At 61.4% G+C, this 20,260-nt stretch carries 27 protein-coding genes, 1 other RNA gene and 1 riboswitch; of the genes, 11 read left to right on the forward strand and 17 right to left on the reverse strand.

The features are described from left to right. Positions 1 to 119 precede the first annotated feature (119 nt). Positions 120 to 395, reverse strand: coding sequence for a hypothetical protein (locus C8N42_RS00155; RefSeq protein ID WP_107814525.1), 276 nt, complete (start codon positions 393 to 395; stop codon positions 120 to 122). A 75-nt stretch (positions 396 to 470) separates the two neighbouring features. After that, positions 471 to 1,349, reverse strand: coding sequence for a LysR family transcriptional regulator (locus C8N42_RS00160; RefSeq protein WP_107814526.1), 879 nt, complete (start codon positions 1,347 to 1,349; stop codon positions 471 to 473). Positions 1,350 to 1,472: 123 nt separating this feature from the next. Between C8N42_RS00160 and C8N42_RS00165 the strand changes: the two genes are divergently transcribed. From C8N42_RS00165 to C8N42_RS00175, 3 genes are all read left to right on the forward strand, one after another. Next, the gene (locus C8N42_RS00165; protein WP_245889925.1) at positions 1,473 to 1,685 is read left to right on the forward strand and encodes a YjiS-like domain-containing protein; all 213 of its coding nucleotides are present in this window, start codon (positions 1,473 to 1,475) and stop codon (positions 1,683 to 1,685) included. A gap of 264 nt (positions 1,686 to 1,949) precedes the next feature. Then, positions 1,950 to 2,720, forward strand: coding sequence for a Bax inhibitor-1/YccA family protein (locus tag C8N42_RS00170; protein ID WP_107814527.1), 771 nt, complete (start codon positions 1,950 to 1,952; stop codon positions 2,718 to 2,720). Between the two features lie 66 nt (positions 2,721 to 2,786). Continuing rightward, positions 2,787 to 3,212 (forward strand): EamA family transporter, encoded by a 426-nt coding sequence (locus tag C8N42_RS00175; protein ID WP_107814528.1) that lies wholly within the window; start codon positions 2,787 to 2,789, stop codon positions 3,210 to 3,212. Between the two features lie 4 nt (positions 3,213 to 3,216). Here the strand turns inward: C8N42_RS00175 and C8N42_RS00180 are convergent, their stop codons facing one another. Both C8N42_RS00180 and rpmG read right to left on the reverse strand, forming a co-directional pair. Further along, positions 3,217 to 3,837, reverse strand: coding sequence for a GNAT family N-acetyltransferase (locus C8N42_RS00180; RefSeq protein WP_107814529.1), 621 nt, complete (start codon positions 3,835 to 3,837; stop codon positions 3,217 to 3,219). Positions 3,838 to 3,957: 120 nt separating this feature from the next. After that, positions 3,958 to 4,125 carry a 50S ribosomal protein L33 gene (gene rpmG / locus C8N42_RS00185; RefSeq protein ID WP_009572866.1) on the reverse strand — a complete coding sequence of 56 codons (168 nt, stop codon included), beginning with the start codon at positions 4,123 to 4,125 and terminating at the stop codon, positions 3,958 to 3,960. Between the two features lie 218 nt (positions 4,126 to 4,343). Then, positions 4,344 to 4,517, forward strand: a riboswitch (FMN riboswitch). 76 nt (positions 4,518 to 4,593) lie between these two features. On the opposite strand from rpmG, the gene C8N42_RS00190 reads away from it, so the two are divergent. Then, a complete protein-coding gene (locus C8N42_RS00190) occupies positions 4,594 to 5,481 on the forward strand; it encodes a DMT family transporter (RefSeq protein ID WP_107814530.1) in 888 nt (295 codons plus the stop codon). 51 nt (positions 5,482 to 5,532) lie between these two features. Here the strand turns inward: C8N42_RS00190 and C8N42_RS00195 are convergent, their stop codons facing one another. The 7 genes from C8N42_RS00195 to C8N42_RS00225 all read right to left on the reverse strand — a co-directional run bounded on the left by C8N42_RS00195 (position 5,533) and on the right by C8N42_RS00225 (position 10,747). Then, a complete protein-coding gene (locus tag C8N42_RS00195; RefSeq protein ID WP_107814531.1) occupies positions 5,533 to 6,243 on the reverse strand; it encodes a DUF533 domain-containing protein in 711 nt (236 codons plus the stop codon). Between the two features lie 164 nt (positions 6,244 to 6,407). Further along, positions 6,408 to 6,804: RNase P RNA component class A (gene rnpB / locus C8N42_RS00200), an RNA gene on the reverse strand. 13 nt (positions 6,805 to 6,817) lie between these two features. After that, positions 6,818 to 7,510 (reverse strand): N-acetylmuramoyl-L-alanine amidase, encoded by a 693-nt coding sequence (locus tag C8N42_RS00205; protein WP_425430503.1) that lies wholly within the window; start codon positions 7,508 to 7,510, stop codon positions 6,818 to 6,820. A 7-nt stretch (positions 7,511 to 7,517) separates the two neighbouring features. Further along, a complete protein-coding gene (locus C8N42_RS00210; RefSeq protein WP_107814533.1) occupies positions 7,518 to 8,243 on the reverse strand; it encodes a hypothetical protein in 726 nt (241 codons plus the stop codon). 34 nt (positions 8,244 to 8,277) lie between these two features. Beyond that, the gene (gene gatA / locus C8N42_RS00215) at positions 8,278 to 9,765 is read right to left on the reverse strand and encodes an Asp-tRNA(Asn)/Glu-tRNA(Gln) amidotransferase subunit GatA (protein ID WP_107814534.1); all 1,488 of its coding nucleotides are present in this window, start codon (positions 9,763 to 9,765) and stop codon (positions 8,278 to 8,280) included. Then, positions 9,765 to 10,052, reverse strand: a complete 288-nt coding sequence (gene gatC / locus C8N42_RS00220; protein ID WP_107814535.1) for an Asp-tRNA(Asn)/Glu-tRNA(Gln) amidotransferase subunit GatC — start codon at positions 10,050 to 10,052, stop codon at positions 9,765 to 9,767. Before gatC ends, gatA begins: the two co-directional genes overlap by 1 nt. A gap of 32 nt (positions 10,053 to 10,084) precedes the next feature. Next, on the reverse strand, positions 10,085 to 10,747 hold the full coding sequence (locus C8N42_RS00225; RefSeq protein WP_107814536.1) for a ceramidase domain-containing protein: 663 nt from the start codon (positions 10,745 to 10,747) through the stop codon (positions 10,085 to 10,087). A gap of 66 nt (positions 10,748 to 10,813) precedes the next feature. On the opposite strand from C8N42_RS00225, the gene C8N42_RS00230 reads away from it, so the two are divergent. Beyond that, on the forward strand, positions 10,814 to 11,518 hold the full coding sequence (locus tag C8N42_RS00230; RefSeq protein ID WP_107814537.1) for a metal-dependent hydrolase: 705 nt from the start codon (positions 10,814 to 10,816) through the stop codon (positions 11,516 to 11,518). Here the strand turns inward: C8N42_RS00230 and C8N42_RS00235 are convergent, their stop codons facing one another. From C8N42_RS00235 to C8N42_RS00255, 5 genes are all read right to left on the reverse strand, one after another. Beyond that, positions 11,519 to 11,947, reverse strand: a complete 429-nt coding sequence (locus C8N42_RS00235) for a periplasmic heavy metal sensor (RefSeq protein WP_146168227.1) — start codon at positions 11,945 to 11,947, stop codon at positions 11,519 to 11,521. Then, a complete protein-coding gene (locus C8N42_RS00240) occupies positions 11,947 to 12,297 on the reverse strand; it encodes a hypothetical protein (RefSeq protein WP_107814539.1) in 351 nt (116 codons plus the stop codon). Before C8N42_RS00240 ends, C8N42_RS00235 begins: the two co-directional genes overlap by 1 nt. 3 nt (positions 12,298 to 12,300) lie before the next feature. Continuing rightward, positions 12,301 to 12,855 (reverse strand): RNA polymerase sigma factor, encoded by a 555-nt coding sequence (locus tag C8N42_RS00245; protein WP_107814540.1) that lies wholly within the window; start codon positions 12,853 to 12,855, stop codon positions 12,301 to 12,303. Positions 12,856 to 12,983: 128 nt separating this feature from the next. Continuing rightward, on the reverse strand, positions 12,984 to 13,298 hold the full coding sequence (locus tag C8N42_RS00250) for a hypothetical protein (protein ID WP_107814541.1): 315 nt from the start codon (positions 13,296 to 13,298) through the stop codon (positions 12,984 to 12,986). An 83-nt stretch (positions 13,299 to 13,381) separates the two neighbouring features. Next, a complete protein-coding gene (locus tag C8N42_RS00255; RefSeq protein ID WP_107814542.1) occupies positions 13,382 to 13,789 on the reverse strand; it encodes an EF-hand domain-containing protein in 408 nt (135 codons plus the stop codon). Positions 13,790 to 14,009: 220 nt separating this feature from the next. On the opposite strand from C8N42_RS00255, the gene C8N42_RS00260 reads away from it, so the two are divergent. Further along, positions 14,010 to 14,258, forward strand: a complete 249-nt coding sequence (locus C8N42_RS00260) for a peptidase (protein WP_107814543.1) — start codon at positions 14,010 to 14,012, stop codon at positions 14,256 to 14,258. A gap of 13 nt (positions 14,259 to 14,271) precedes the next feature. On the opposite strand, the gene C8N42_RS00265 is transcribed toward C8N42_RS00260, so the two are convergent. Further along, complete coding sequence (locus C8N42_RS00265; RefSeq protein WP_107814544.1) at positions 14,272 to 14,721, reverse strand: nucleoside deaminase; 450 nt, start codon at positions 14,719 to 14,721, stop codon at positions 14,272 to 14,274. A 200-nt stretch (positions 14,722 to 14,921) separates the two neighbouring features. Between C8N42_RS00265 and C8N42_RS00270 the strand changes: the two genes are divergently transcribed. From C8N42_RS00270 to C8N42_RS00290, 5 genes are all read left to right on the forward strand, one after another. After that, positions 14,922 to 15,542, forward strand: a complete 621-nt coding sequence (locus tag C8N42_RS00270) for an OmpW/AlkL family protein (RefSeq protein ID WP_107814545.1) — start codon at positions 14,922 to 14,924, stop codon at positions 15,540 to 15,542. Between the two features lie 119 nt (positions 15,543 to 15,661). Then, positions 15,662 to 17,008 carry a pseudouridine synthase gene (locus C8N42_RS00275; RefSeq protein WP_107814546.1) on the forward strand — a complete coding sequence of 449 codons (1,347 nt, stop codon included), beginning with the start codon at positions 15,662 to 15,664 and terminating at the stop codon, positions 17,006 to 17,008. 195 nt (positions 17,009 to 17,203) lie between these two features. Then, positions 17,204 to 18,106: a 5-bromo-4-chloroindolyl phosphate hydrolysis family protein gene (locus C8N42_RS00280; RefSeq protein WP_107814547.1), complete on the forward strand. Its 903-nt coding sequence runs from the start codon at positions 17,204 to 17,206 to the stop codon at positions 18,104 to 18,106. A 17-nt stretch (positions 18,107 to 18,123) separates the two neighbouring features. After that, positions 18,124 to 19,305, forward strand: a complete 1,182-nt coding sequence (locus C8N42_RS00285; protein ID WP_107814548.1) for a toxic anion resistance protein — start codon at positions 18,124 to 18,126, stop codon at positions 19,303 to 19,305. Continuing rightward, complete coding sequence (locus C8N42_RS00290; RefSeq protein WP_107814549.1) at positions 19,305 to 20,255, forward strand: DUF2927 domain-containing protein; 951 nt, start codon at positions 19,305 to 19,307, stop codon at positions 20,253 to 20,255. Before C8N42_RS00285 ends, C8N42_RS00290 begins: the two co-directional genes overlap by 1 nt. Positions 20,256 to 20,260: the final 5 nt, after the last annotated feature.

Below are 20,260 nucleotides of genomic sequence, written 5' to 3' on the forward strand. Positions count from 1 at the left end.
CGAAGGGGCGCGAGCAAGCCAGACATCAGACGATTGAGGGAAAGAGAGAGTGGAAAGTATCTGCTTCAGTGATGCGAAGGACTGCTTTGCGGACAAAGTTGCCGTTGGTCAAAAACCGACTACGAGATACGTCCTGATATTTCGGCTAATGTCGCCCGTAAGTCTGGGGGCAACTGTATACCTGTTTCCTCAACCATGTAGTTCAGATGATCCAAGGCTAGGCCGATTTCACCATGATCCAAGTAATCACGCACAATCTTGTCTCCACCCAGTAGGTTAACTTGATTCAAAGGACTATCAGGTTTGGTGAGACCGCTGACCTTCGCATATTTCAGATCAACCAACTTCTGGATTTCAAACGTAGCTTTGTTTATTAATGCGATTACTTTTTCCATTCTCCCGAGATAGCTCCCTCCGCTGCCTTCTCAAAGCACAACATGGCCTCATTCCCGCCATTCGCCGCACCTCCCCTACTGCGCCGCGATCCTTGCACTCCCGTGACTGCGATATGCCTGCCGGATCAGGTCACGCAGGCGTTCCGCCGCCTCGCCCTTCATCTGTTCCGACATATAGAAGTTGATCTTTTTCGAGGCGAGTTCCGGCAAAGCCCCGCCATGCTGGATCGGTTCCGAATAGGGCGGCGCGGTGTTCTCCAGCATCACATGCACCGCGAGATCGGCCGACACGGACGCCTCGATGGTGCGGGACTGGTCGCTTTCAATCGACACCTCCCAAGGGATGCCTGCCCGGTCCAGCGCCTCCTGCACACCCTTGCGAAAGATGCAACGGTGCTCAAACGCAAGACGGAGCGGGCGTTGTCGCCAAGCCGAACCGTTCGGCGCCCCGATCCACACCAGTGGCAGTTCGACCAGCGTCTCGCCACCCGCGTCCAGATCGTCCTCCGTGGTCAGGATCATGTCGCAATCTCCACGGGCGAATTTCTCCTTGAGCTGCATGGTGAAGGAGGATTCGAGATTGACCCGCATCCGCGGATAATCGGCATGGAAATGTTGCAGCACCAGCGGGATCGACGGGTAAACGATGTCATGCGGCACGCCGAGCACGATCTCGCCCTCGAATTCCGTGGCAGTCAGGCGGCTGAACGCCTCGTCGTTCAGTTCCAGCATCCGCCGCGCGTAGGATAAAAGCTGCTCCCCCGGTGCGGTCAGCGCAATCTTGCGCGCACTGCGGTCCAGTAACCGCACGTCGAGGCTTTCCTCCAGCCGCTTGAGCTGCATGGAGACGGCGGATTGCGTCAGGTTCAGCGTCCCCGCCGCACGAGTGACCCCACCGCAATCGGCAACGGTGACGAAGGAGCGCAGGGCAGTGAGATCGAGATTGCGCGGCATATCATGTCCTGTGATGTGTTATTCAACAATCATTCATTTCACTTATTGATCATGATCGGCGATACATATCAAGGGAAATGATTCATTCCCTATCAGAATTCACTATTTGTTAAGGACGACACGATGCCCATCCTGACCCTGCCCCGCCTCTCCGGCGCGCGTCGCGCGCCCTCCCTGTTTTCCCGCTTCATGGCCGCCCGCGAGATCGCCCGCCAGCGTCGCGCCCTCGCCGCGCTCGACGACGCGTTGCTCGACGACATCGGACTGACCCGCGAAGAGGTCCGCGCCGAAAGCCAGCGCCCGGTCTGGGATGCGCCGCGTCACTGGACCAAGTGACCCGGATCACATGACCGCGACAGCTTGTCCCGCCTCCTCGCACCTGCCCCGACAAACCTGACCGCGATGCGCCCCTGCATCGCGGTTTTTCATTGGTTTTCCGATCTTTTCCCGGTTTTCCCACAAATCAGACATAGCTGACAAAAACAGATCGTTTCCTGCCCCGCATGGGTTGAAATCCGCCCCCGGCCTGCCAATATCGAAAGGGACACCTCCGCATGTCGCGGAGGCACAGGGATTTCGACGCACAGGAGACAACATTCAATGGCTGACTACAGAACGATCCACGCTGGTGTCGGCGCACGCTCGGCTGAGATCGACGCCGGCCTTCGCGCCCATATGAACAAGGTCTACGGCACCATGTCCGTAGGCCTTCTGGTGACTGCGCTTGCCGCATGGGCGCTCTCCAACCTTGCCGTGACCTCGACCCCGACCGAATATCAGATCGGCGCGGGCGAATACCTGTCGAGCTTCGGCTATGCGCTTTATGTCTCACCGCTGAAATGGGTGATCATGTTCGCACCGCTCGCCATGGTCTTCGGCTTCGGTGCGGTGATCAACCGTCTCTCGGCCGCTGCCGCGCAGACCTATTTCTACGCCTATGCGGCGCTGATGGGCCTGTCGATCAGCTCGATCTTCCTGGTGTTCACCGGGATTTCCATCACCCAGACCTTCCTCGTGACCGCCGGTGCTTTCGCGGGCCTGTCGCTCTGGGGCTACACCACGAAGAAAGACATCTCCGGCTGGGGGTCCTTCCTGATCATGGGTGTGATCGGCCTGATCCTCGCCTCGATCGTGAACATCTTCCTCAAGTCCACCGGTCTTGAGTTTGCGATCTCCGCCATCGGCGTGCTGTTGTTTGCGGGTCTGACCGCCTATGACACGCAGCGCATCAAAACCGATTACATTGCCCATGCACATGCGATGGACGGTGAGTGGCTGGCGAAATCGGCAATCATGGGGGCACTGAACCTCTACCTCGATTTCATCAACCTCTTCATGTTCCTGCTGCAATTCCTTGGCAATCGCGAGTGATCCGGGCATGATCCGACATATTGAAGGGCCGGTTTCGACCGGCCCTTTTCTTTTGGAGCATGAGACATGACTGACAACTGGCAATTCTGGGCCCTGCTCTCCGCGCTTTTCGCGGCCCTGACCGCGATCACCGCAAAGGTCGGAGTATCGGAGATCAACTCCAACTTCGCCACCTTCCTGCGCACCGGCGTGGTGTTTCTCGCCTCAGGCCTCTTCGCATGGTCGCTTGGCGACATCGAGCCACTGTCCAAGATCAGCCCGAAAGGCGCGGGCTTCCTCGTTCTCTCCGGTATGATGACCGGCGCGTCCTGGGTCTGCTATTTCCGCGCGCTGCAAATTGGCAAGGCTTCGCAGGTCGCTCCGGTCGACAAGCTCTCCGTGGTCTTCGTGGCGATCCTCGCGGCGCTTGTGCTGGGCGAGGAACTGAGTCCGCTGGGATGGGTCGGCGTCGGCCTCATTTCGACCGGCGCCGTGCTTATGGCCATCGCCTGAGCCGTTAAACCAGATCGCGCGCCATCTGGATCGCAGGCAGGTAAACCCCCGGCTTCAGCGCCAGATCGACATCCCCCGAGGCCACGAACCCGTGAGCCTCGTAGAACTCACGCGCCGTGAGGGTCGAGAGGCAGCACATCCGCTCCACTCCCGTCAGTCGCGCATTCTCAAGGATATGCTCCAGCAAAACCGAACCGATGCCACACCGCACGTGATCCGGATGCACTGCGACCCGGCGCATGTGACCGATCTCACGCGGACCGACCCCGCCAAAGGGCGTCGCCTGCGTCCAGCCCCCCGCCGCGATGATCTCGCCCCCGCCGGTCTCAGCCACAAAGAACGTGCCGGAGTTCAACAACCTCGGAGAGGTATGCAACAGCGCCGGCAAGGCGGCATCCAGAATGGCGGCTGCGTAATGCTGTTTCAGAAGCTGACCGTAGGAGGCACGAAAGAGCGCGTCGATCTCCGCGGTATCGGCCGGCATGGCGGCTCGCACGGTGAAGGGCACGCTCTTGCGAATCTCCTGCGCGCCCACCGCCAGAGCTTCGCTCAGGCTCGAAGGGAACGAGCAGGAGCTGTCAGGCCGCTCCGGCTCTCTGAAGTCATCGTCATAACATCCGAACATCTGTTCTCTCCTTTGTTGGATGGTGTAAACCTGATCCGCGGGAGAGAGGGGCCGGTCAAAGAAAAACCGCGCTTCCCTCTCGGGTCACGCGGCTTGCCTGTTCCGGTATTCAAGAAGGTCTTACTTGATCTTGCCTTCTTTATACTCGACGTGCTTGCGCGCGACCGGGTCGTATTTCTTTACGACCATCTTTTCGGTCATGGTGCGGGCGTTCTTTTTGGTCACGTAGAAGTGGCCCGTGTCCGCGGTCGAGTTGAGACGGATTTTGATCGTCGTCGGCTTCGCCATTTTCGTTACTCCAGTTATCTCGTGCGACGGGCGGTCGGGCCAACCCGTGGAATCCTTGAAGCCCGCCTTTTAAGCCTTTGGGCCTCCGAGTCAATGGGCTTTTCTCAGAAAACCACGGCGAGCGCCAGTCAAAAACACCGCACATTGGCCCTGCATCTCTGGGCGATTGCGCAGTTCCGCCTTTGCCCCTAAACGGATCGGGCGGTCAATGAGGCCGCACAACCTCTCAGGGCGGGGTGAAATTCCCCACCGGCGGTGTTTCGGGAGCTTCGTTTCGGAGCCTGCCCCGATCAGCCCGCGAGCGCTCGCGCATCCTTTCAGGATACGCTTGGACAGCAGATCCGGTGCGATCCCGGAGCCGACGGTCACAGTCCGGATGAAAGAGAGATGACAGGACCGCGACCGGGCTTTTCCGAACGCGAGCGCCTGCCCTCGTGCCTTGAGTTATGTGCGATGAAAGGACGACACATGACTCTTATGACAAATCTCGGCCCGGCCCGTTCCGGCGCTCTTCTGATGATCGCGGCAGGTATCCTGTTTGCCATCATCAACCTTCTCACCCAATACGCCACGATGATGTTGCATGTGCCGCCCTCGCGTATGGCCTTCTGGCAATATGCCATCGCCTTGCTGTTTTCCCTGCCATGGGTGATCCGTCACGGCCTCTCCGCGATGAAAACCGGGCATGTCGCCCTGCATCTCACTCGCGTCGGTGCGGGCGTGGTCGGGGTGCAACTCTGGATCGCGGGCCTCGCCCATGTGCCGATCTGGCAGGCGATTGCCCTCATCATGCTCTCACCCTTCTTCGTGACTTTCGGTGCGGGGCTGTTCCTCGGCGAGGAGACCGGTGCAGCCCGCTGGCTCGCCGTCACCGCCGGGTTCATCGGCGGCATGATCATCCTCTCCCCCTGGTCAGACGCGTTTTCACTCTATGCACTTTACCCGGTGGGCGCGGCACTGTTCTGGGCGATCACCTCGCTCGTGACCAAGCACCTCACCCGCAGCGAAAGCCCGGAGAGCCTCACGGTCTATCTGCTTTTGCTCCTCAGCCCGGTGAACTTCGTTCTGGCCCTGAGCGAGGGGGTGGCGTTCAGCGGCGGGACAACCGCGCTGATCCTGATTGCAGCCGGACTTTTGACCGCACTGGCGCAATATGCCATCGCCAAGGCCTATACGGTCGCCGATGCCGCCTATTTGCAGCCCTTCGATCACCTGAAACTACCCCTCAACGTCGGTTTCGGCGTACTCGCTTTCGGCTTTGTCCCGCCGGGCTCCATGTGGCTCGGGGCGGCGCTGATCCTCTCGGCCTCTTTTTACCTGTTGCATCAGGAACGTCGCGCCGAACAGCCTGCGTGACGCAAAAGGGCGGCCAGAGGGCCGCCCTTCTTTATCCAGATCGCGTGAAATTCAAATCACCGGCTTGCCCATCGACTGATGAATCTCCGCCTGTTTCGCCTCATCCAGCATCAGAGATTGCGCCAGCCCCTTGAGGAAGGTTTTCTCACCCTCTGTGTCCACAGAAATCGCCATCAATGCCGCCGCATAGACCTGCGCCGCCGCCATGGTGCCCGCGTCTTTCGCAAGCGCCATCGGGTCGACCGGTGCGTCCAGCTCGGCCTGCACGAAAGCGATCTCTTCCTCGGACGCATCGCTCAACTGATCGAGGATTTTCGTGCGCTCTTCGGCGTCGATCTCCCCATCGGCCTTCGCCGCCATGATCATCGCGCGGATCATCAGCCTGGCGTTCTCTTCCGAAGCTGCGCCCACCGCCGTGCCTTTTGTCACGGATTCGAACATATCCGACATCGAAGTCATCCCCGTCGCCGCCGCCCCCGACATTGCGGAGAACAGCGAACCGAGCCCCGCCTCGGTCGCCTCCGACATATCCGCAGCCTGATTGCCCATCTTGCCCATCATGTCGCGGACCGCTTCGGCGCCACCGGGAAAACCGAACTTCTCCGCCATCTGTCCCATCTGATCGGCCATGCTTCCGGGCGCACCGGACTGGCGCATCGCTTCGCGTACGCCTTCCATACCCCCCATTTTTTTAACTTTTTCGACACCTTTCGCTGCGGCAAAGCCGATCGCGAGCGTGGTCAGGGTCTTAACGAAACTCATTGGGGAAACTCCCTCATGCTGACAAATTCTCCCCGCATAGTGCGACGAAACAGGCGCTCTGCCAACAGGGCAAAACCCGCGCTTTCTTTTGTCTCCAAATATCCTCGGGTGAATTGGCCAAAGGTCAAGAGGGGCAAAACCCCTTCACTGGTCAGAAGTAAATACGACGCGGACGGCCTGTAAGCCGGATTCTGTTCCGAGGCTTGCGCCCCTTCGATAACCATTCCTCTAGGCCGCCTGTTGCCAGACGGCTCAAGCTGCCAACCCGGGTTTCTCGGGCTTGAGCGACCCTGCGGGCGGTCTGCTTGCGCACCCGACCCCGCGCGAAACCCCTATTTGGCATTGCTCCCGGTGGGGCTTGCCGTGCCGGTCCGGTTGCCCGTCCCGCGGTGGGCTCTTACCCCACCGTTTCACCCTTACCCCGACGTGCGGGGCGGTCTGTTCTCTGTGGCGCTGTCCCTGGGGTTGCCCCCGCCGGGCGTTACCCGGCACCGTTGCTCAAGGGAGTCCGGACTTTCCTCCCCTCCCCATAAGGGAAGCGGCGATTATCCGGCCATCCGCGTCGGAATGCGACTTAGGCGGTCGGGCCCTGGCGGTCAATGGGAAAGCGGGTGGCAAGATCGCGGGCAAGCGCCATGTCGCGCCCGTCGAGCGGGCCGTGGTGGCGTGGACGAAAGCGGCTGCGAAACGCCGGGAGAAGCGCTTCAAGCGGCGTTTCCGGGTAGCCGAAGGCGCGTAAATCCTGCACAAATCGAACCTCATTGGGCGTAATTTCATCCGAAACCGGTGGAAACACGGACAATCCCTGCAAACCGAGCCTTTTCCAGTCGAACCGCGGGCCGGGGTCGATTTTGCGTTCGGGTGCCATGTCGGAATGGCCGATGACGCGCTCCGGCGGAATTGCATGACGATCGAGAATATCCGCGAGCAAAAGCTCCAAAGCGTCCATCTGAGCGGCCGCGAAGGGCGCGGTGCCGGGATTGGCCAGCTCGATGCCGATGGAGCGGGAGTTCACATCCGTCACTTCGCCCCATTGCCCGGCGCCTGCATGCCAGGCGCGCATCCCCTCATCGACGAGGCGGAAAACCCGGCCCTGTTCGCAAATCAGGTAGTGCGCGGAAACCTCATGCTCCGGGTTACACAGCCGTTCCAATGCCTCATCGGCGGAGGGCATCGCCGTATAATGAATCACCACGAGATCGGGCCGCGCACCGTCACGCCGTTCCCCGAAGTTCGGAGAGGGCTGATCGTGGATCATCAAAGCCATAGCCGTATTACTGGCGCGCTTTGGCGGCCAGACGGAAGGGGGCCGGGTCCCAGCTACAGGCAAAGCCATCGCCATCCGGGTCAAGACCCTGCGGATTTTTCTCCGGACCGCCGTTTTTCAGGAAATATTCCTGCGCCAGATCAGGAGAGGCGTATTTCGCACAGTTGCGCGCCGCACGCGCATCCGCGCCGGGGATCAACCGGGAATAGAGCGCCTGACCGACGGTATTCGTGGTCGAAAGCGCGAATTCCACGATCGTCCCGGCGTCCGACACCGGTCGTGACGGCAGGTTGGTCGGCTGGATCGTGACATAGGCTTCCTTGTTGGCCTCGACAAAGGCCTTGTCCTCTTCGATGGAGCGTTCGGAGGCGACCGCATCGAAGCTGTTTTCCGCGGAAATCCCCATGGCGTTCGAGACCGCCGAGGGGGTGGCTGTCGAAGAAGGCGTTGACGTCGCTGCGACCGGCGTACTGGCGTTTGCAGGCGTGGTCGCCCCACTTTCCGCTGCGGCGATACCTTCAAGCGCCTCGTTCGAGATCGCCTGCGTATCGAGCCCAGAGGTCGCTCCAGAAACGCGGCTCGTGCCTTCGCCGTTGGCAATGAGTTCGGCCTCTCGCTGGGCCTGATACTCGGCATAGGAGCCAAAGCCCACCCCCGCGCCACTGTCGGGCACGGCGGTTTGGCAGGCGGCCAGAGCGGCCAGTGAGATCAGCACAAAAGAGGCACGACGCATCGCGAAGCTCCGTAAGGGTCAGTCAAACTGTCCCTTACCACCATTTTTCAGGCTTGGAAACAAAGCCCGCCGCGCCCTCAAGCGAATGTGCGATATTCAGCAAATCGCCCTCTTCCCACGGCTTGCCGATAAGCTGAAGCCCAAGCGGCAGACCGGTGGCGGACAGCCCGGCCGGAACCGAAATCCCCGGAAGCCCCGCGAGGTTCACCGTCACGGTGAAGACGTCGTTGAGATACATCTGGATCGGGTCGCTGTCGGAGACCTCGCCCAGACCGAAGGCCGGGGACGGCGTGGCGGGCGTCAGGATCGCGTCCACGCCCTGCGCGAACACATCCTCGAAGTCGCGCTTGATCAGTGTGCGCACCTTGCGCGCCTTGTTGTAATAGGCGTCATAGAACCCGGCGGAGAGCACATAGGTGCCGACCATCACGCGGCGCTGCACTTCCTTGCCAAACCCTTCGGCGCGGGTTTTCTCGTACATCTCGTTGATGCCTTCGCCCTCGGCGAGCGTGGCGCGGTGGCCGTAACGCACCCCGTCATAACGCGCGAGGTTCGAAGAGGCCTCGGCAGGCGCGATGACGTAGTAGGTCGGCAGGGCGTATTTGGTGTGCGGCAGCGAGATATCGACGATCTCCGCGCCTGCATCCTTGAGCATCTCCGCGCCATCGTCCCAAAGCTTAACGATTTCATCCGGCGTGCCGTCGAGGCGGTATTCTTTCGGGATACCGATTTTCTTGCCGCGGATGTCGCCCGTCAGCATGGCCTCGAAATTCGGAACCGGCAGGTCGGCGGAGGTACTGTCCTTCATGTCGTGGCCGCACATGGTCTCCAGCATGATCGCCGCATCGCGTACGGATTTGGTCATCGGACCGGCCTGATCGAGCGAGGAGGCAAAGGCCACGATGCCCCAGCGCGAGCAACGGCCATAGGTCGGTTTGATGCCGACGATGCCGGTGAAGGCGGCGGGCTGGCGGATCGAGCCGCCGGTGTCCGTGCCAGTGGCGGCAAGGCAGAGATCGGCGGAAACGGCGGCGGCGGAACCACCCGAGGAGCCGCCCGGCGTGAGCGGCGTATCTTCATTGCCACGACGCCACGGGCTGATGACGTCGCCATAGGTCGAGGTCTCGTTCGAGGACCCCATGGCAAACTCGTCCATGTTGAGCTTGCCCAGCATAACCGCGCCCGCATCGAACAGTTTCGAGGTTACGGTCGACTCGTATTCGGGCTTGAACCCTTCGAGAATTGCGGAGGCCGCCTGCGTCGGGACGTGTTTCGTCGCGAACAGGTCCTTGATCCCGATCGGCAGACCGCACATGGCGGGGGCGTCGCCGGCGGCAAGACGGGCATCGGCGGCTTTTGCCTGTTCGCGCGCGATCTCGGGCGTGTTGTGGACAAAGGCGTTCAGAACGCCCGCACCTTCGATGGCGGTGAGGCAGGCTTCTGTCAGCTCGACAGAGGTGTAATCGCCATTGCGTAGCCCGTCGCGGGCGGCGGAGAGCGTGAGTTTATTGAGATCAGACATTATTCAACCACCTTCGGAACCGCAAAGAAGCCCTCACGCGCATCGGGCGCATTCGCGAGAATCTTCTCCTGCATCTCGCCATCCGTGACCCCGTCCTTGCGGCGTTTGAGGCGCATCGGCGTGACGGAGGTCATCGGTTCGACGCCCTCGACATCCACTTCGGAAAGCTGTTCGATGAAGCCGAGCACAGCGTTGAATTCCGAGGCGAGCGCGGGAAGCGCGTCTTCCTCGACGCGGATGCGGGCGAGCTTGGCAACCCGGCGGGCGGTATCAATGTCGATCGACATGGGCGGCTCCGTTTTAACTGTCGTCTGAGGCTTTATCGCGCGGACGCTCCGTCTTCAAGGCGGGTTTGACGCATATGCCGGACATAAACATGGATCATCCAACCCAGCATGGTGGCATTGAGGATATGCCAGAGAAAATGCGTACCCAAGGGAAAGGCGTCGCAGATCGGTTCATCGAGCCAGCGCATCGCAATGGAGAGACAGAGGATCGTGGCCCCTATCGCGAGCCCCCGCGCGGTAAAAGGCGCGCGAGTTCGGAGCAGCGCCGCATAGATGAAAATCAACAACGGCACGGAACTGTAGGCGGCACTGGAGCCGAGGCCGAGGTGGGAAAACAGCAGCGTGCAGACGAAGGCGAAGGGAAAGAAGGCGAGACAGGCCAAGACCGAACGCCACAGCCCAAGCCCGAGAAAATCCCGCGACGCCCCGAAGAGATAGAGCAGAACAAACCCCAGAATCGGCAGCGTGTCCGCCATAGCCCCCCAACGCGTCGCCGTGGTGTGAAAGGCAAAGGACCCGAGACCGATCACAAACAAGACCACCGCCAAAGCCCGCGCCATGGGGACATCTTTCGTGCGCGGCCAGATCACCAGCGCGGCAATCAGAAAAGCTGCATTGGTCAGCGCATTGACGGGTTCCGACCAGAAGGTGAAATCCGTGCGCTCGCAATAGGCGTCGATCTGTTCGGCAAACATGGACCTCTGGCGTTCCCGTGCTAGTCTCTGGGCAAATCACTGGGTCAAACCATAGGGAGTCTTTTCATGAAAATCACCTGGCTCGGCCATTCCGGCTTTCGCATCGAGATCGCGGATCAGATTCTGCTGATCGACCCGTGGCTTCAGGGCAACCCGGCCTTTCCCGAAGGCCGCGAAAACGAGGCCATGGAGGGCACAACCGCGATCTTCCTCACCCATGGCCATGGCGATCATGCCTCATCCACCCTGCCCGTCGCCCGCACCACGGACGCGATGATCTATTGCATCCACGAGTTGTCGATCATCCTCGGCGCCGAAGGCGCTCAGGTGACGGGCTTTGGCAAGGGCGGCACGATCACGCTGGGCGAAGGCGAAGATACGGTCGAAGTGACCATGGTCAACGCCGTGCACAGTTCCTCCATCGACTTCAAGGACGGCGCACCGGCCTATGCGGGACAGCCCGCGGGCTTCATGATCTCCGGCGAGGGGCACACGATCTATGTCTCTGGCGACACCGACATCATGGCCGACATGGAATGGTTCGCCGATCTGCATCAGCCCGACATCGGCATCCTCTGTGCCGGCGGGCATTACACGATGGATATGAAACGGGCCGCTTACGTCTGTCAGAAATTCTTCGATTTCAAGACGGTGATCCCGTGTCACTGGGGCACCTTCCCGCTTCTGGCGCAGAGCTGCGACGAACTGGTCTATGCGCTGGAAGACGGTGTGGTGAAGGTGCCCGAGGTGCTGGTGCCGATCGAAATCTGATCAATCGGGGCTCTCCCCGGCCTGTTCTTCGAGCACATCGAGCACCATGGCCTGCATCTGATCGAAGCTTGCGATGAACCGGGTGCGGAACTCGGCCATCGCGGCCTCGGTCGCGGCCTTGTCAAATGGCGCTTCGGTGCTCACGGTCACGACCGCGCGGCGGGCTTCGATGACGTCGCGCAAGCTGGCGTGAAGCGCCGTGTCGCCGACAAAACGACCACGAAGCTCTTTGCGGATTTCGCTCGGGAAAGCGGGCATGTGAACGGCCCCGTCGCCCATGACAACGGCGCGCACCTGCTGGAAGCGCCAGATCACGCCGAAGGTCACGGCATTGCCCAGAAGCGACAGGCCAAGAACCGCGATCAGGGCCATCCGCCCCCAGGCCCGGCGGGGAGAATGGCGATGAGGTTGTGTAACTTGTGCAGACATCAGAACCCTCCCAGCAGGCCAAAGACATCGCCCAGTGCGAGCAACGCGAGGAAACTGTCCCCGACCGCGCCGGAGGACAGGAGATAGCCAGTCCCCACACAGAGCCCCATCAGCCCGGCAAAGCCCATGGCCCATGGCAACGGCTCGGAAAGCACCTCGGCAAGGTGATGTTCGGCCCCCGACGGGGCCTCCGCCAACTGGTTTAGAACAGAGCGCGACAACAAGGCGACATCCTCGTCGCCGGGTGTTTTCAACAACGCAGCGAGGTCGCGGTCGATGGCCTCATCTGCGGTGACATCCGCAGACAGGTTGGGGTTCGTTTTCTGATCCGACGTCTTTTGATGTGTCATGGGTCAGTCCTCCTTTTCCAGTCTGGCCCGAAGCGCGGCACGCGCCCGCACCAGCAATTGTTCCACCGCCCCTTCACTTGTATTCAGCGCCGCCGCGATCTCCGCGCCCGACAGCTCTCCGACCGCCTTCAGCAAGATCGCCTGACGCTGACGTTGTGGCAACGCCCGGATCGCCGCACGGGTCAAGGCAAGTCTCTGACGTGCGTCCAGCCCGGCCTCCGCCCCCGGCGTATCGTCTTCGGGTTCTGCGATACTGTCGATGCCGACGAAGCGCCGAAATCTCCCCCTGCGATTGTGGTCGATACAGAGATTGACCGCGATCCGGTAAAGCCAGCTCGACACCGCGCCTTTCGCGGGATCGTAACTCGCCGCCTTGCTCCAAGCCCGCAGAAACACCTCCTGCGCCACGTCCTCGGCCTCGGTCGCGTTGAGCAGCACTTGCGCCGCATAGCGCCGGATGCCCGCCCCATAAAGCGCGATCAGACGAGCCAGCGCCGCGCGCTCGCCCCGCACCATCGCAGCCATCGCGGCGGCGGCCTCTGCCTGACGTGGGTCCATACCCGATCTCTCGACTCTTTCAAACGGGGCCGCCTAGCCCTGCCCTGTTTTACCAAATACACGTTTCACCGTTCTGAAAAACGGCCCGATCCGTCAGGGGGGGATGGGCGGACCGGGCCTTCCCCGCCTTAGCGGGTGATCTGGACCGTGCGCGAACAGGGACCGGGTTCCCCAGTCGGTCCGACACAGTTCATGGTCGAGGTGGTGCCCTCGCTGGTGGTGGTCCGCTGACGGTTTTTCGATACGGTCTGGCCCTTCGCCGTGGTCGCAGTCGTTGCTGTCTGGCAGACCACCTTGCCGTTTTCGCGCGCGCAATCGCGGTTTTTCTCGACGGTGCCGCCATTACCATTGGTGATCGTCACGTTCTGAGCGAACATCGGCGTAGCGAAAGCCATTGGCAAGACAAAGGCAAGAATTTTGGTGGTTTCGGTGACGTGTCTCATCGTTACGGTCCTTATCAAAGTCAGAGGGGCGATCCGGTTTTCAGGGTGGATCGGCAGGAAAGGGGAAGCAAAACGCGCAGGGCTTAAAAACTGCCCTTTGCCAAGAACTTGTTCACACGTGCCAGTTCATTGCCCGCCAGCACGCCATCGTTGTTACGGTCGGCCCGGTCAAAGCCCGGCGCCTGCGACAGGAACTCGGCCTCGCTCACCATGCCATCGCCATTCCCGTCACGCGCAAGAAGCCGCTTGCCCGTCACATTGCGCCCATCGGATGCAGGCAAGGCCTGCACTTCGGCCACGGTCACGAAGTCGTTGCCATCAGTGTCGAGCGCCTTGAAACTGTCCTTTTGCAGCGCCTGAAATTCGGCGCGGGTGATGGTGCCATCGCCATTGCCGTCATAGGTCAAAACGTCGCTGGCAGCGAAAACCGGCCCGCTCAAACCGCCGGTGAGGCCAAGCGTACAGAGAGCGACAAGATATCGGGTGCGCATGTGATGTCTCCTTTGTGTCGTCGATTACCCTTCATTACGGGGCGCAAAGGCGCGTCCTACGCGACCACGCGTATTTTTCGAATTTTGCAAAAGGCCCGTGACTTGCATGCCCGTGCGGATTTCAGGTACTCCTGCCGCAAGGCGACAATGCCCGACACCCGACATATCCGAAAATCGCACCGCGCCGTTGTGACGCGCCGGTGCCCGCAAAGGTCTTCCCATGCTGGAACGCTTTCTGCTGCGCCATGAGCAGTCGTTCAAAAATCTCGCCCTGATCCTCGGCATCACCTCGACCGTGGCAATCGTGCAGAACTGGTATCCGCTGAACCTGTTCCTGTCCCTGCCTTTCTGTCTGATCTGGATCGCCATGGGATGGCTGCACAGCGAGCGCCAGTTGAAATGGATCAATATCCTTTTCACCGGATTTTACGTCTACGGCATCGGTCGTTACATGGTTCTGGGCGCCTGAGGTTTCGGCCTGATCAGCGCCGGGCGGCAAAGAAATCCTTGAGCAGCGCTTCGGCCTCGGCCGCGGCGATCCCGTCGTAGATCTCCGGCACATGGTGGCATTGGGCGTGGCTGAAGACTTTTGCACCATGGGCGACGCCGCCGGATTTCGGGTCCTGCGCGCCATAATACAGCCTGCGGATGCGGGCGTTCGACATGGCGGCGGCGCACATCGGGCAGGGTTCCAGGGTCACATAGAGATCATACCCCGGCAGGCGCTCGACTCCCAGTGTGCTACAGGCCTGACGCAACGCAACGATTTCGGCATGTGCCGTTGGGTCATTGTCCTGTCGCGTGCGATTGCCGCCCCGGGCCACAACCGCACCGTCGGGCGAAACCACCACGGCCCCCACGGGCACTTCGCCACGCAAGGCTGCGGCACGCGCCTCTTCCAGAGCGATATCCATATAAGAGCGAAACGACATGCTCTTTCCTGCCGCGATTTTCCGGACAAAGGCAAGCCGCTTCCTGTGCAGGTCTTGGCAGGTGTGCGGAAGGCGCGATGACACAGTGTCGCAGAGGCGTCCGATTTGACGCAAATCAAAGTGCCTTCTTTCAGGCCACGGCAACTCTGCCCGCACGCGCGGACTCACCCCACGCAGAAGACAACAATGGGACTTGAATTATGACAAAGACTTCCGTTCTCGCCGCGACAGTGGCCCTTGCCCTCGCTTTGCCGACCCTCGCCTCGGCTCAGGATGCGGGCACGATGACTCTCGGCCTCGGCCTTGGCGGCGTGATGCCGAAGTCCGACAACGGCGGCCTCGACGGCGGCCCCGGCCTTGATGTCGGCGACAACGTGCGCCCGACCATCACCTTCGAATATTTCATCCGCGACAACCTCGGCATCGAAGTGCTCGGCGCATGGCCATTCAAACACGACATCAAAGCCGACGGCATGGGCAAAATCGGCACCACGCAGCACCTGCCGCCGGTGATCTCCCTGCAATATCACTTCGACACCGGTTCGACCTTCACCCCCTTCCTCGGCGCCGGGATCAACTACACCGCCTTTTTTGACGAAACCGCCAAAGGCGACATCGCAGGCCATGATCTGGACCTGAGCGACTCCTGGGGCGTCGCACTTCACGCCGGTTTCGATTACAAACTCAGCGACCGCGCCGCGCTGCGGACCGACGTGCGCTGGATCGACATCGACAGCGATGTGAAACTGGACGGCGTGAAATCCGGCAAGGCCGAGATCGACCCCTGGGTCTTCGGCGTCTCCTACGTCATGTCCTTCTGAAACGCCCCGACAGCGTTCTGAACCTGTATTCCCGGCCTGCATCGCTGCGGGCCGGTTTTCTTTGCCCTTTTCATGTGTCCTGTCTCAGAGTATGAGCGCGCCAACGAAAGGCCATTTCCATGACTGACACGCCCAATTCCCCGAAACCCGCCGCGAAAAAGACCCCTCCGGGTGAGCGCATCGCCAAGGTGCTGTCGCGCGCGGGCATTTCCTCGCGCCGCGAAGCCGAGGAACTGATCGAAGCGGGGCGCGTCACGGTCAACGGGCGCGTCGTCGCCTCCCCCGCGCTCAACGTCTTGCCGAAGGACCGCATCACGGTCGATGGCAAGGAGGTCGGCGAACCGGAACCGCCGCGTCTCTGGCTCTATCACAAGCCCGCCGGTCTCGTGACCTCGGCCAAGGACGAAAAAGGCCGCGAGACGGTGTTCGATCAGCTCCCGAAAGAGCTGCCACGCGTGATGTCGGTCGGGCGTCTCGATCTGAACTCCGAAGGCCTGCTTTTGCTCACGAACGATGGTGAGATCAAGCGCCGTCTGGAACTGCCGGACACTGGCTGGCTGCGCAAATACCGGGTGCGGGTCAAAGGCACCGCGACCGAAGCCATGCTTGAACCGCTGCGCAAGGGCGTGACCATCGACGGCGAGGAATTCCAGCCGATGGAGGTCATGTTCGACCGTCAGCAAGGTGCGAACGCCTGGCTCACCGTCGGGCTGCGCGAGGGCAAGAACCGCGAGATCCGCCGCGCCATGGAGCATATCGGCCTGACCGTGAACCGATTGATCCGCATTTCCTACGGGCCCTTCCGGTTGAACACCCTGCAACCGGGACAGGTCGAAGAGGTGCGCGGGCGCGTGCTGCGCGACCAGCTTGGGCTTGAGACCGGCACAGACGGGCATGGCGCGGCGAAGGCCCGGCGCGAGGTGTCGCGCGGTGGCAAGCCGGGCGGTCCGCGCAAGGAAACGCTGGGCCGCGATGCGCGCCCGAACCGGCCCGTAAAAGACGGAAAACCCGGCGACAAACCGGCGTTCAAAGGCAAATCCGGCGGCTTCAAACGCCATGACGACACCGAGGGAGGACGCCCCGCGCGCGGCGGCGATTTCAAGCCGCGTGGTGAAGGGTTCAAGGGGAAACGCGACGGGGATCGCGATGGCGATTTCAAACCCCGCGGCGAAGGTTTCAAGAGCAAACCGCGTGACGGAAAACCGGGCGGGAAACCCTTTGGCAAGCCCGGCGGAAAACCCGCAGGCAAGCCCTACCGCAAACGCGACGACCGCGAGGGAGATCAGCGTGGCGGCAAGCCCGCTGGCAAACCCGGCAGCTTCAAATCCCACGGCTTCAAATCCCACGGCGGCGGCAAGGGCGGCAAACCGCGCTCGGCCGGGTTCAAGTCTCATGGGAACTCAGGCAGCAGCAAACCCTCCAGCGCGCGCCCGGGTGGCGGCAAACCGCCGAAATCCCGGGGCTGAGTCGGTGTGACGGGGAAAGCGTCTGCGCTTGTCCCCTTAACCCTTTCAAGCGGTGCGATTCCTTTCTATATCTGAAGGCGGACAAGCGCTTTGAGCCGAAAGGGTGATCATGAGTAACAGCGTGTTTTCGAAACTCGCCTACTACCTTCTGGTGGCGCTGACCTTCTATGTCACGATCAAGGCGCAGGGGATGTGATGGCCAAGCGTTACGGCTCCACCTATTCGCCTAAAGGCGATGCCTCGCAAACGGCAGGGCCCGTCGCCCCCGCTCCGCGTCCTTTCGATGGCAAGAAACCGACCCGTGTCGGCGCACGCTCGAACCTGTTGTTTTTCGCCGCCCTGCCTCTGGCATGGAAGGCCTTTCGCGCGGAACCGGTTGTCATGGTCGGCTATCTCGTGGCCTTGGGCGCACTTGTTGGCGCGGCCTTTCTCACCCGCGAGGGGCTGAAAGCCGAAGAGGCCTACGAGTCGCGCAAGGTCGCCCGTCGCCCCGCCATTCCGCGCAAAATCTTTGGTTCCGTTCTGACCGGCCTCGGGCTTGGTCTCGTCGGCTGGTTCGGTTGGGGGCCGATGGAAACCGTCATTTTCGCCGTGCTTGGCGTTGTGCTCCACAGCCTCGCCTTCGGCATTGATCCGCTCAGGAACAAGGGTTTTGATGAGGTCGACCTGTTCCAACAGGACCGCGTCGCCAAGGCCGTAGAAGAGGCCGAGGCGCATCTCAAAGCCATGCGCGAGGCGCTCGATCGCACCGGCGACCGTCAGGCCGAGGACCGGCTGGAGAAATTCATCGCAACCGCCCGCGCCATGTTCCGTACGGTCGAGGACGATCCGCGCGATCTGACGGCGGCGCGCAAATATCTGGGCGTTTATCTGCTGGGCGCACGCGATGCGACGATGAAATTCGCCAATCTCTGGCAAAAGACCCGGAACACGCAGGCGCGGGACGACTGGTTCGCGCTTCTGGACGATCTCGAAGCCAATTTCGACGCCCGTCACAAAGCGTTGCTTTTGGATGATAAGACCGATCTCGACATCGAGATCGAAGTGCTCCGCGACCGGCTGGCGCGCGAGGGCGTTACAAGTAACTTGAAGAATTAATGATCAGGGGAAGTACCATGTCAGATACCGTGCGCCAAAAGGCCGAAGCCGCCTTGAAAGATGTTGAGGAGCTCACCGCCGTCGTGTTGCCCGAACCAAAGGGCGAGTTGATCGACCCGAATGCCGTGGCCGAAGTGCCGCAGGCCGCCGAAATCGCGAAGGCCAAGGCCGAGATCGACATGGGCGACACCAATTCCATCGTGCGCTTCGGCTCCGCCGCCCAGGCCGAATTGCAGGTGATCTCGCAGGCCATGTTGCAGGACGTGAAGAACAAGGATGTGGGCCCTGCGGGCGACAGCCTGCGTTCCATCGTCACCACGATCCGCGGTTTTTCGGTCTCCGAGCTCGACGTGCGTCGCGAACGCAGCTGGTGGGAGAAACTTCTGGGCCGCGCCGCGCCGATGGCGAAATTCGTCGCGCGTTACGAGGATGTCCAGAGCCAGATCGACAAGATCACCGACAACCTTCTGGAACATGAGCACAAGCTCATGAAGGACATCAAGTCGCTCGATAACCTCTATGAGAAGACGCTCACCTTCTACGATGAACTGGCGATCTACATCGCCGCCGGTGAGCTGAAACTCAAGGAGCTTGACGAGACCGATATCCCGGCGCTCGCCGCCGCTGTCGACGCCGCCCCCGAGGCCGATCAGGTGATCAAGGCGCAGGAGCTGCGCGACCTGCGCGCAGCGCGTGACGATCTCGAACGCCGTGTGCATGACCTGAAACTGACCCGTCAGGTGACCATGCAATCCCTGCCCTCGATCCGTCTGGTGCAGGAAAACGATAAATCCTTGGTGACCAAGATCAACTCGACGCTGGTCAACACCGTGCCGCTCTGGGAAACCCAACTGGCACAGGCCGTGACCATCCAGCGCTCGTCGGATGCCGCGAAAGACATCAAGGCCGCGACCGATCTCACCAACGAGCTTCTGACCGCCAATGCCAAGAACCTGCGCGAGGCCAACAAGATGGTGCGCGAGGAAATGGAACGCGGTGTGTTCGACATCGAGGCGGTCAAGACAGCCAACGAGGAACTCGTCGCGACCATCGAGGAGAGCCTGCAAATCGCCGACGAGGGCAAGCGCAAGCGCGCCGAGGCGGAAAAAGAGCTCAAGGACATGGAGGCCAAGCTGCGCGACACGCTCGCCGCGGCCAAGGCCACCGGTAATGCTTCCGGCCCGGCGGTTCCCAACTGATGAAGGGCACGGGACGACAGATTGCGGGATGGAGCGCGGGGATTTTCCTCGCGCTCTCTGCCTGTACGCCCGTCCCGGACATCAAACCGCAGCCCCGGCCCTATTCGCCGGTGCAGCCGACCGTCATGGCCCCTCCCCAGCGCAGCGAAATCAGTTTCGCGCTGGAAAAATACTACGCCCGGATGCAGGCCGATCTTCTGGCGAACAATCTCCTGCGCACCGACCGAGGCGGACCGGACACACCGTTCAACGCCCGGCAACTGGCCGCAAATTTCGAGGCCATCGCGCTCAATGACGAATACACCTCGCTCAATGGGCAATATGTGGCGCAAACCACGCCTTCGAACCTGCATCGCTGGCAGGTGCCGGTGCGGATCGAACTGGAATTCGGCCCGACCGTTTCCGAGAGCATCCGCGCCACCGACCGCACGACGCTGAACAGCCTCGTTTCCCGCCTCGCTCAGGCGTCCGGGCATTCGATCGCAGTGACCTCATCGCGACCGAATTTCCATGTGCTCGTGCTCAACGAAGACGAACGCCGCCAGATCGGCCCACGTCTCGCGGAAATGATCCCCGGCATCGGGCAGGATGCGATCCGCTCGGTGGTGAACATGCCGCGCTCCTCCTATTGCCTCGTGCTGGCCTCAGATCCGGCCAATGACGGCGCCTATCGCTCCGCCGTCGCCGTGATCCGGGCCGAACATCCTGATTTGCTGCGCAAATCCTGTTTTCACGAGGAAATCGCACAGGGGCTTGGCCTTGCCAACGACAGCCCCTATGCCCGACCCTCGATCTTCAATGACGACGAGGAATTCGCACTCCTGACCCGGCATGACGAGCTCTTGCTGCGTATCCTCTACGACCCGCGCCTTGCCCCCGGCATGCACCCCGAAACCGCCCGCCCGATCGCCACGGCAATCGCTTATGAGCTGATGGGCGAGGATATTTAACAAGG

Source organism: Celeribacter persicus (assembly GCF_003050785.1).
Classification (GTDB): domain Bacteria; phylum Pseudomonadota; class Alphaproteobacteria; order Rhodobacterales; family Rhodobacteraceae; genus Celeribacter; species Celeribacter persicus.

Bases quoted from the DNA above. Each gene is read 5' to 3' on its own strand.
- C8N42_RS00285 (WP_107814548.1), top strand. From the start codon at position 18,124: ATGTCAGATACCGTGCGCCAAAAGGCCGAAGCCGCCTTGAAAGATGTT.
- C8N42_RS00190 (WP_107814530.1), top strand. From the start codon at position 4,594: ATGACTCTTATGACAAATCTCGGCCCGGCCCGTTCCGGCGCTCTTCTG.
- C8N42_RS00245 (WP_107814540.1), bottom strand. From the start codon at position 12,855: ATGGACCCACGTCAGGCAGAGGCCGCCGCCGCGATGGCTGCGATGGTG.
- C8N42_RS00160 (WP_107814526.1), bottom strand. From the start codon at position 1,349: ATGCCGCGCAATCTCGATCTCACTGCCCTGCGCTCCTTCGTCACCGTT.
- C8N42_RS00225 (WP_107814536.1), bottom strand. From the start codon at position 10,747: ATGTTTGCCGAACAGATCGACGCCTATTGCGAGCGCACGGATTTCACC.
- C8N42_RS00280 (WP_107814547.1), top strand. From the start codon at position 17,204: ATGGCCAAGCGTTACGGCTCCACCTATTCGCCTAAAGGCGATGCCTCG.
- gatA (WP_107814534.1), bottom strand. From the start codon at position 9,765: ATGTCTGATCTCAATAAACTCACGCTCTCCGCCGCCCGCGACGGGCTA.
- C8N42_RS00210 (WP_107814533.1), bottom strand. From the start codon at position 8,243: ATGCGTCGTGCCTCTTTTGTGCTGATCTCACTGGCCGCTCTGGCCGCC.
- rpmG (WP_009572866.1), bottom strand. From the start codon at position 4,125: ATGGCGAAGCCGACGACGATCAAAATCCGTCTCAACTCGACCGCGGAC.
- C8N42_RS00175 (WP_107814528.1), top strand. From the start codon at position 2,787: ATGACTGACAACTGGCAATTCTGGGCCCTGCTCTCCGCGCTTTTCGCG.
- C8N42_RS00275 (WP_107814546.1), top strand. From the start codon at position 15,662: ATGACTGACACGCCCAATTCCCCGAAACCCGCCGCGAAAAAGACCCCT.
- C8N42_RS00255 (WP_107814542.1), bottom strand. From the start codon at position 13,789: ATGCGCACCCGATATCTTGTCGCTCTCTGTACGCTTGGCCTCACCGGC.
- C8N42_RS00165 (WP_245889925.1), top strand. From the start codon at position 1,473: ATGCCCATCCTGACCCTGCCCCGCCTCTCCGGCGCGCGTCGCGCGCCC.
- C8N42_RS00250 (WP_107814541.1), bottom strand. From the start codon at position 13,298: ATGAGACACGTCACCGAAACCACCAAAATTCTTGCCTTTGTCTTGCCA.
- C8N42_RS00170 (WP_107814527.1), top strand. From the start codon at position 1,950: ATGGCTGACTACAGAACGATCCACGCTGGTGTCGGCGCACGCTCGGCT.
- C8N42_RS00235 (WP_146168227.1), bottom strand. From the start codon at position 11,947: ATGTCTGCACAAGTTACACAACCTCATCGCCATTCTCCCCGCCGGGCC.
- C8N42_RS00155 (WP_107814525.1), bottom strand. From the start codon at position 395: ATGGAAAAAGTAATCGCATTAATAAACAAAGCTACGTTTGAAATCCAG.
- C8N42_RS00230 (WP_107814537.1), top strand. From the start codon at position 10,814: ATGAAAATCACCTGGCTCGGCCATTCCGGCTTTCGCATCGAGATCGCG.
- C8N42_RS00290 (WP_107814549.1), top strand. From the start codon at position 19,305: ATGAAGGGCACGGGACGACAGATTGCGGGATGGAGCGCGGGGATTTTC.
- C8N42_RS00205 (WP_425430503.1), bottom strand. From the start codon at position 7,510: ATGGCTTTGATGATCCACGATCAGCCCTCTCCGAACTTCGGGGAACGG.
- C8N42_RS00265 (WP_107814544.1), bottom strand. From the start codon at position 14,721: ATGTCGTTTCGCTCTTATATGGATATCGCTCTGGAAGAGGCGCGTGCC.
- C8N42_RS00270 (WP_107814545.1), top strand. From the start codon at position 14,922: ATGACAAAGACTTCCGTTCTCGCCGCGACAGTGGCCCTTGCCCTCGCT.
- C8N42_RS00195 (WP_107814531.1), bottom strand. From the start codon at position 6,243: ATGAGTTTCGTTAAGACCCTGACCACGCTCGCGATCGGCTTTGCCGCA.
- C8N42_RS00260 (WP_107814543.1), top strand. From the start codon at position 14,010: ATGCTGGAACGCTTTCTGCTGCGCCATGAGCAGTCGTTCAAAAATCTC.
- C8N42_RS00180 (WP_107814529.1), bottom strand. From the start codon at position 3,837: ATGTTCGGATGTTATGACGATGACTTCAGAGAGCCGGAGCGGCCTGAC.
- C8N42_RS00240 (WP_107814539.1), bottom strand. From the start codon at position 12,297: ATGACACATCAAAAGACGTCGGATCAGAAAACGAACCCCAACCTGTCT.
- gatC (WP_107814535.1), bottom strand. From the start codon at position 10,052: ATGTCGATCGACATTGATACCGCCCGCCGGGTTGCCAAGCTCGCCCGC.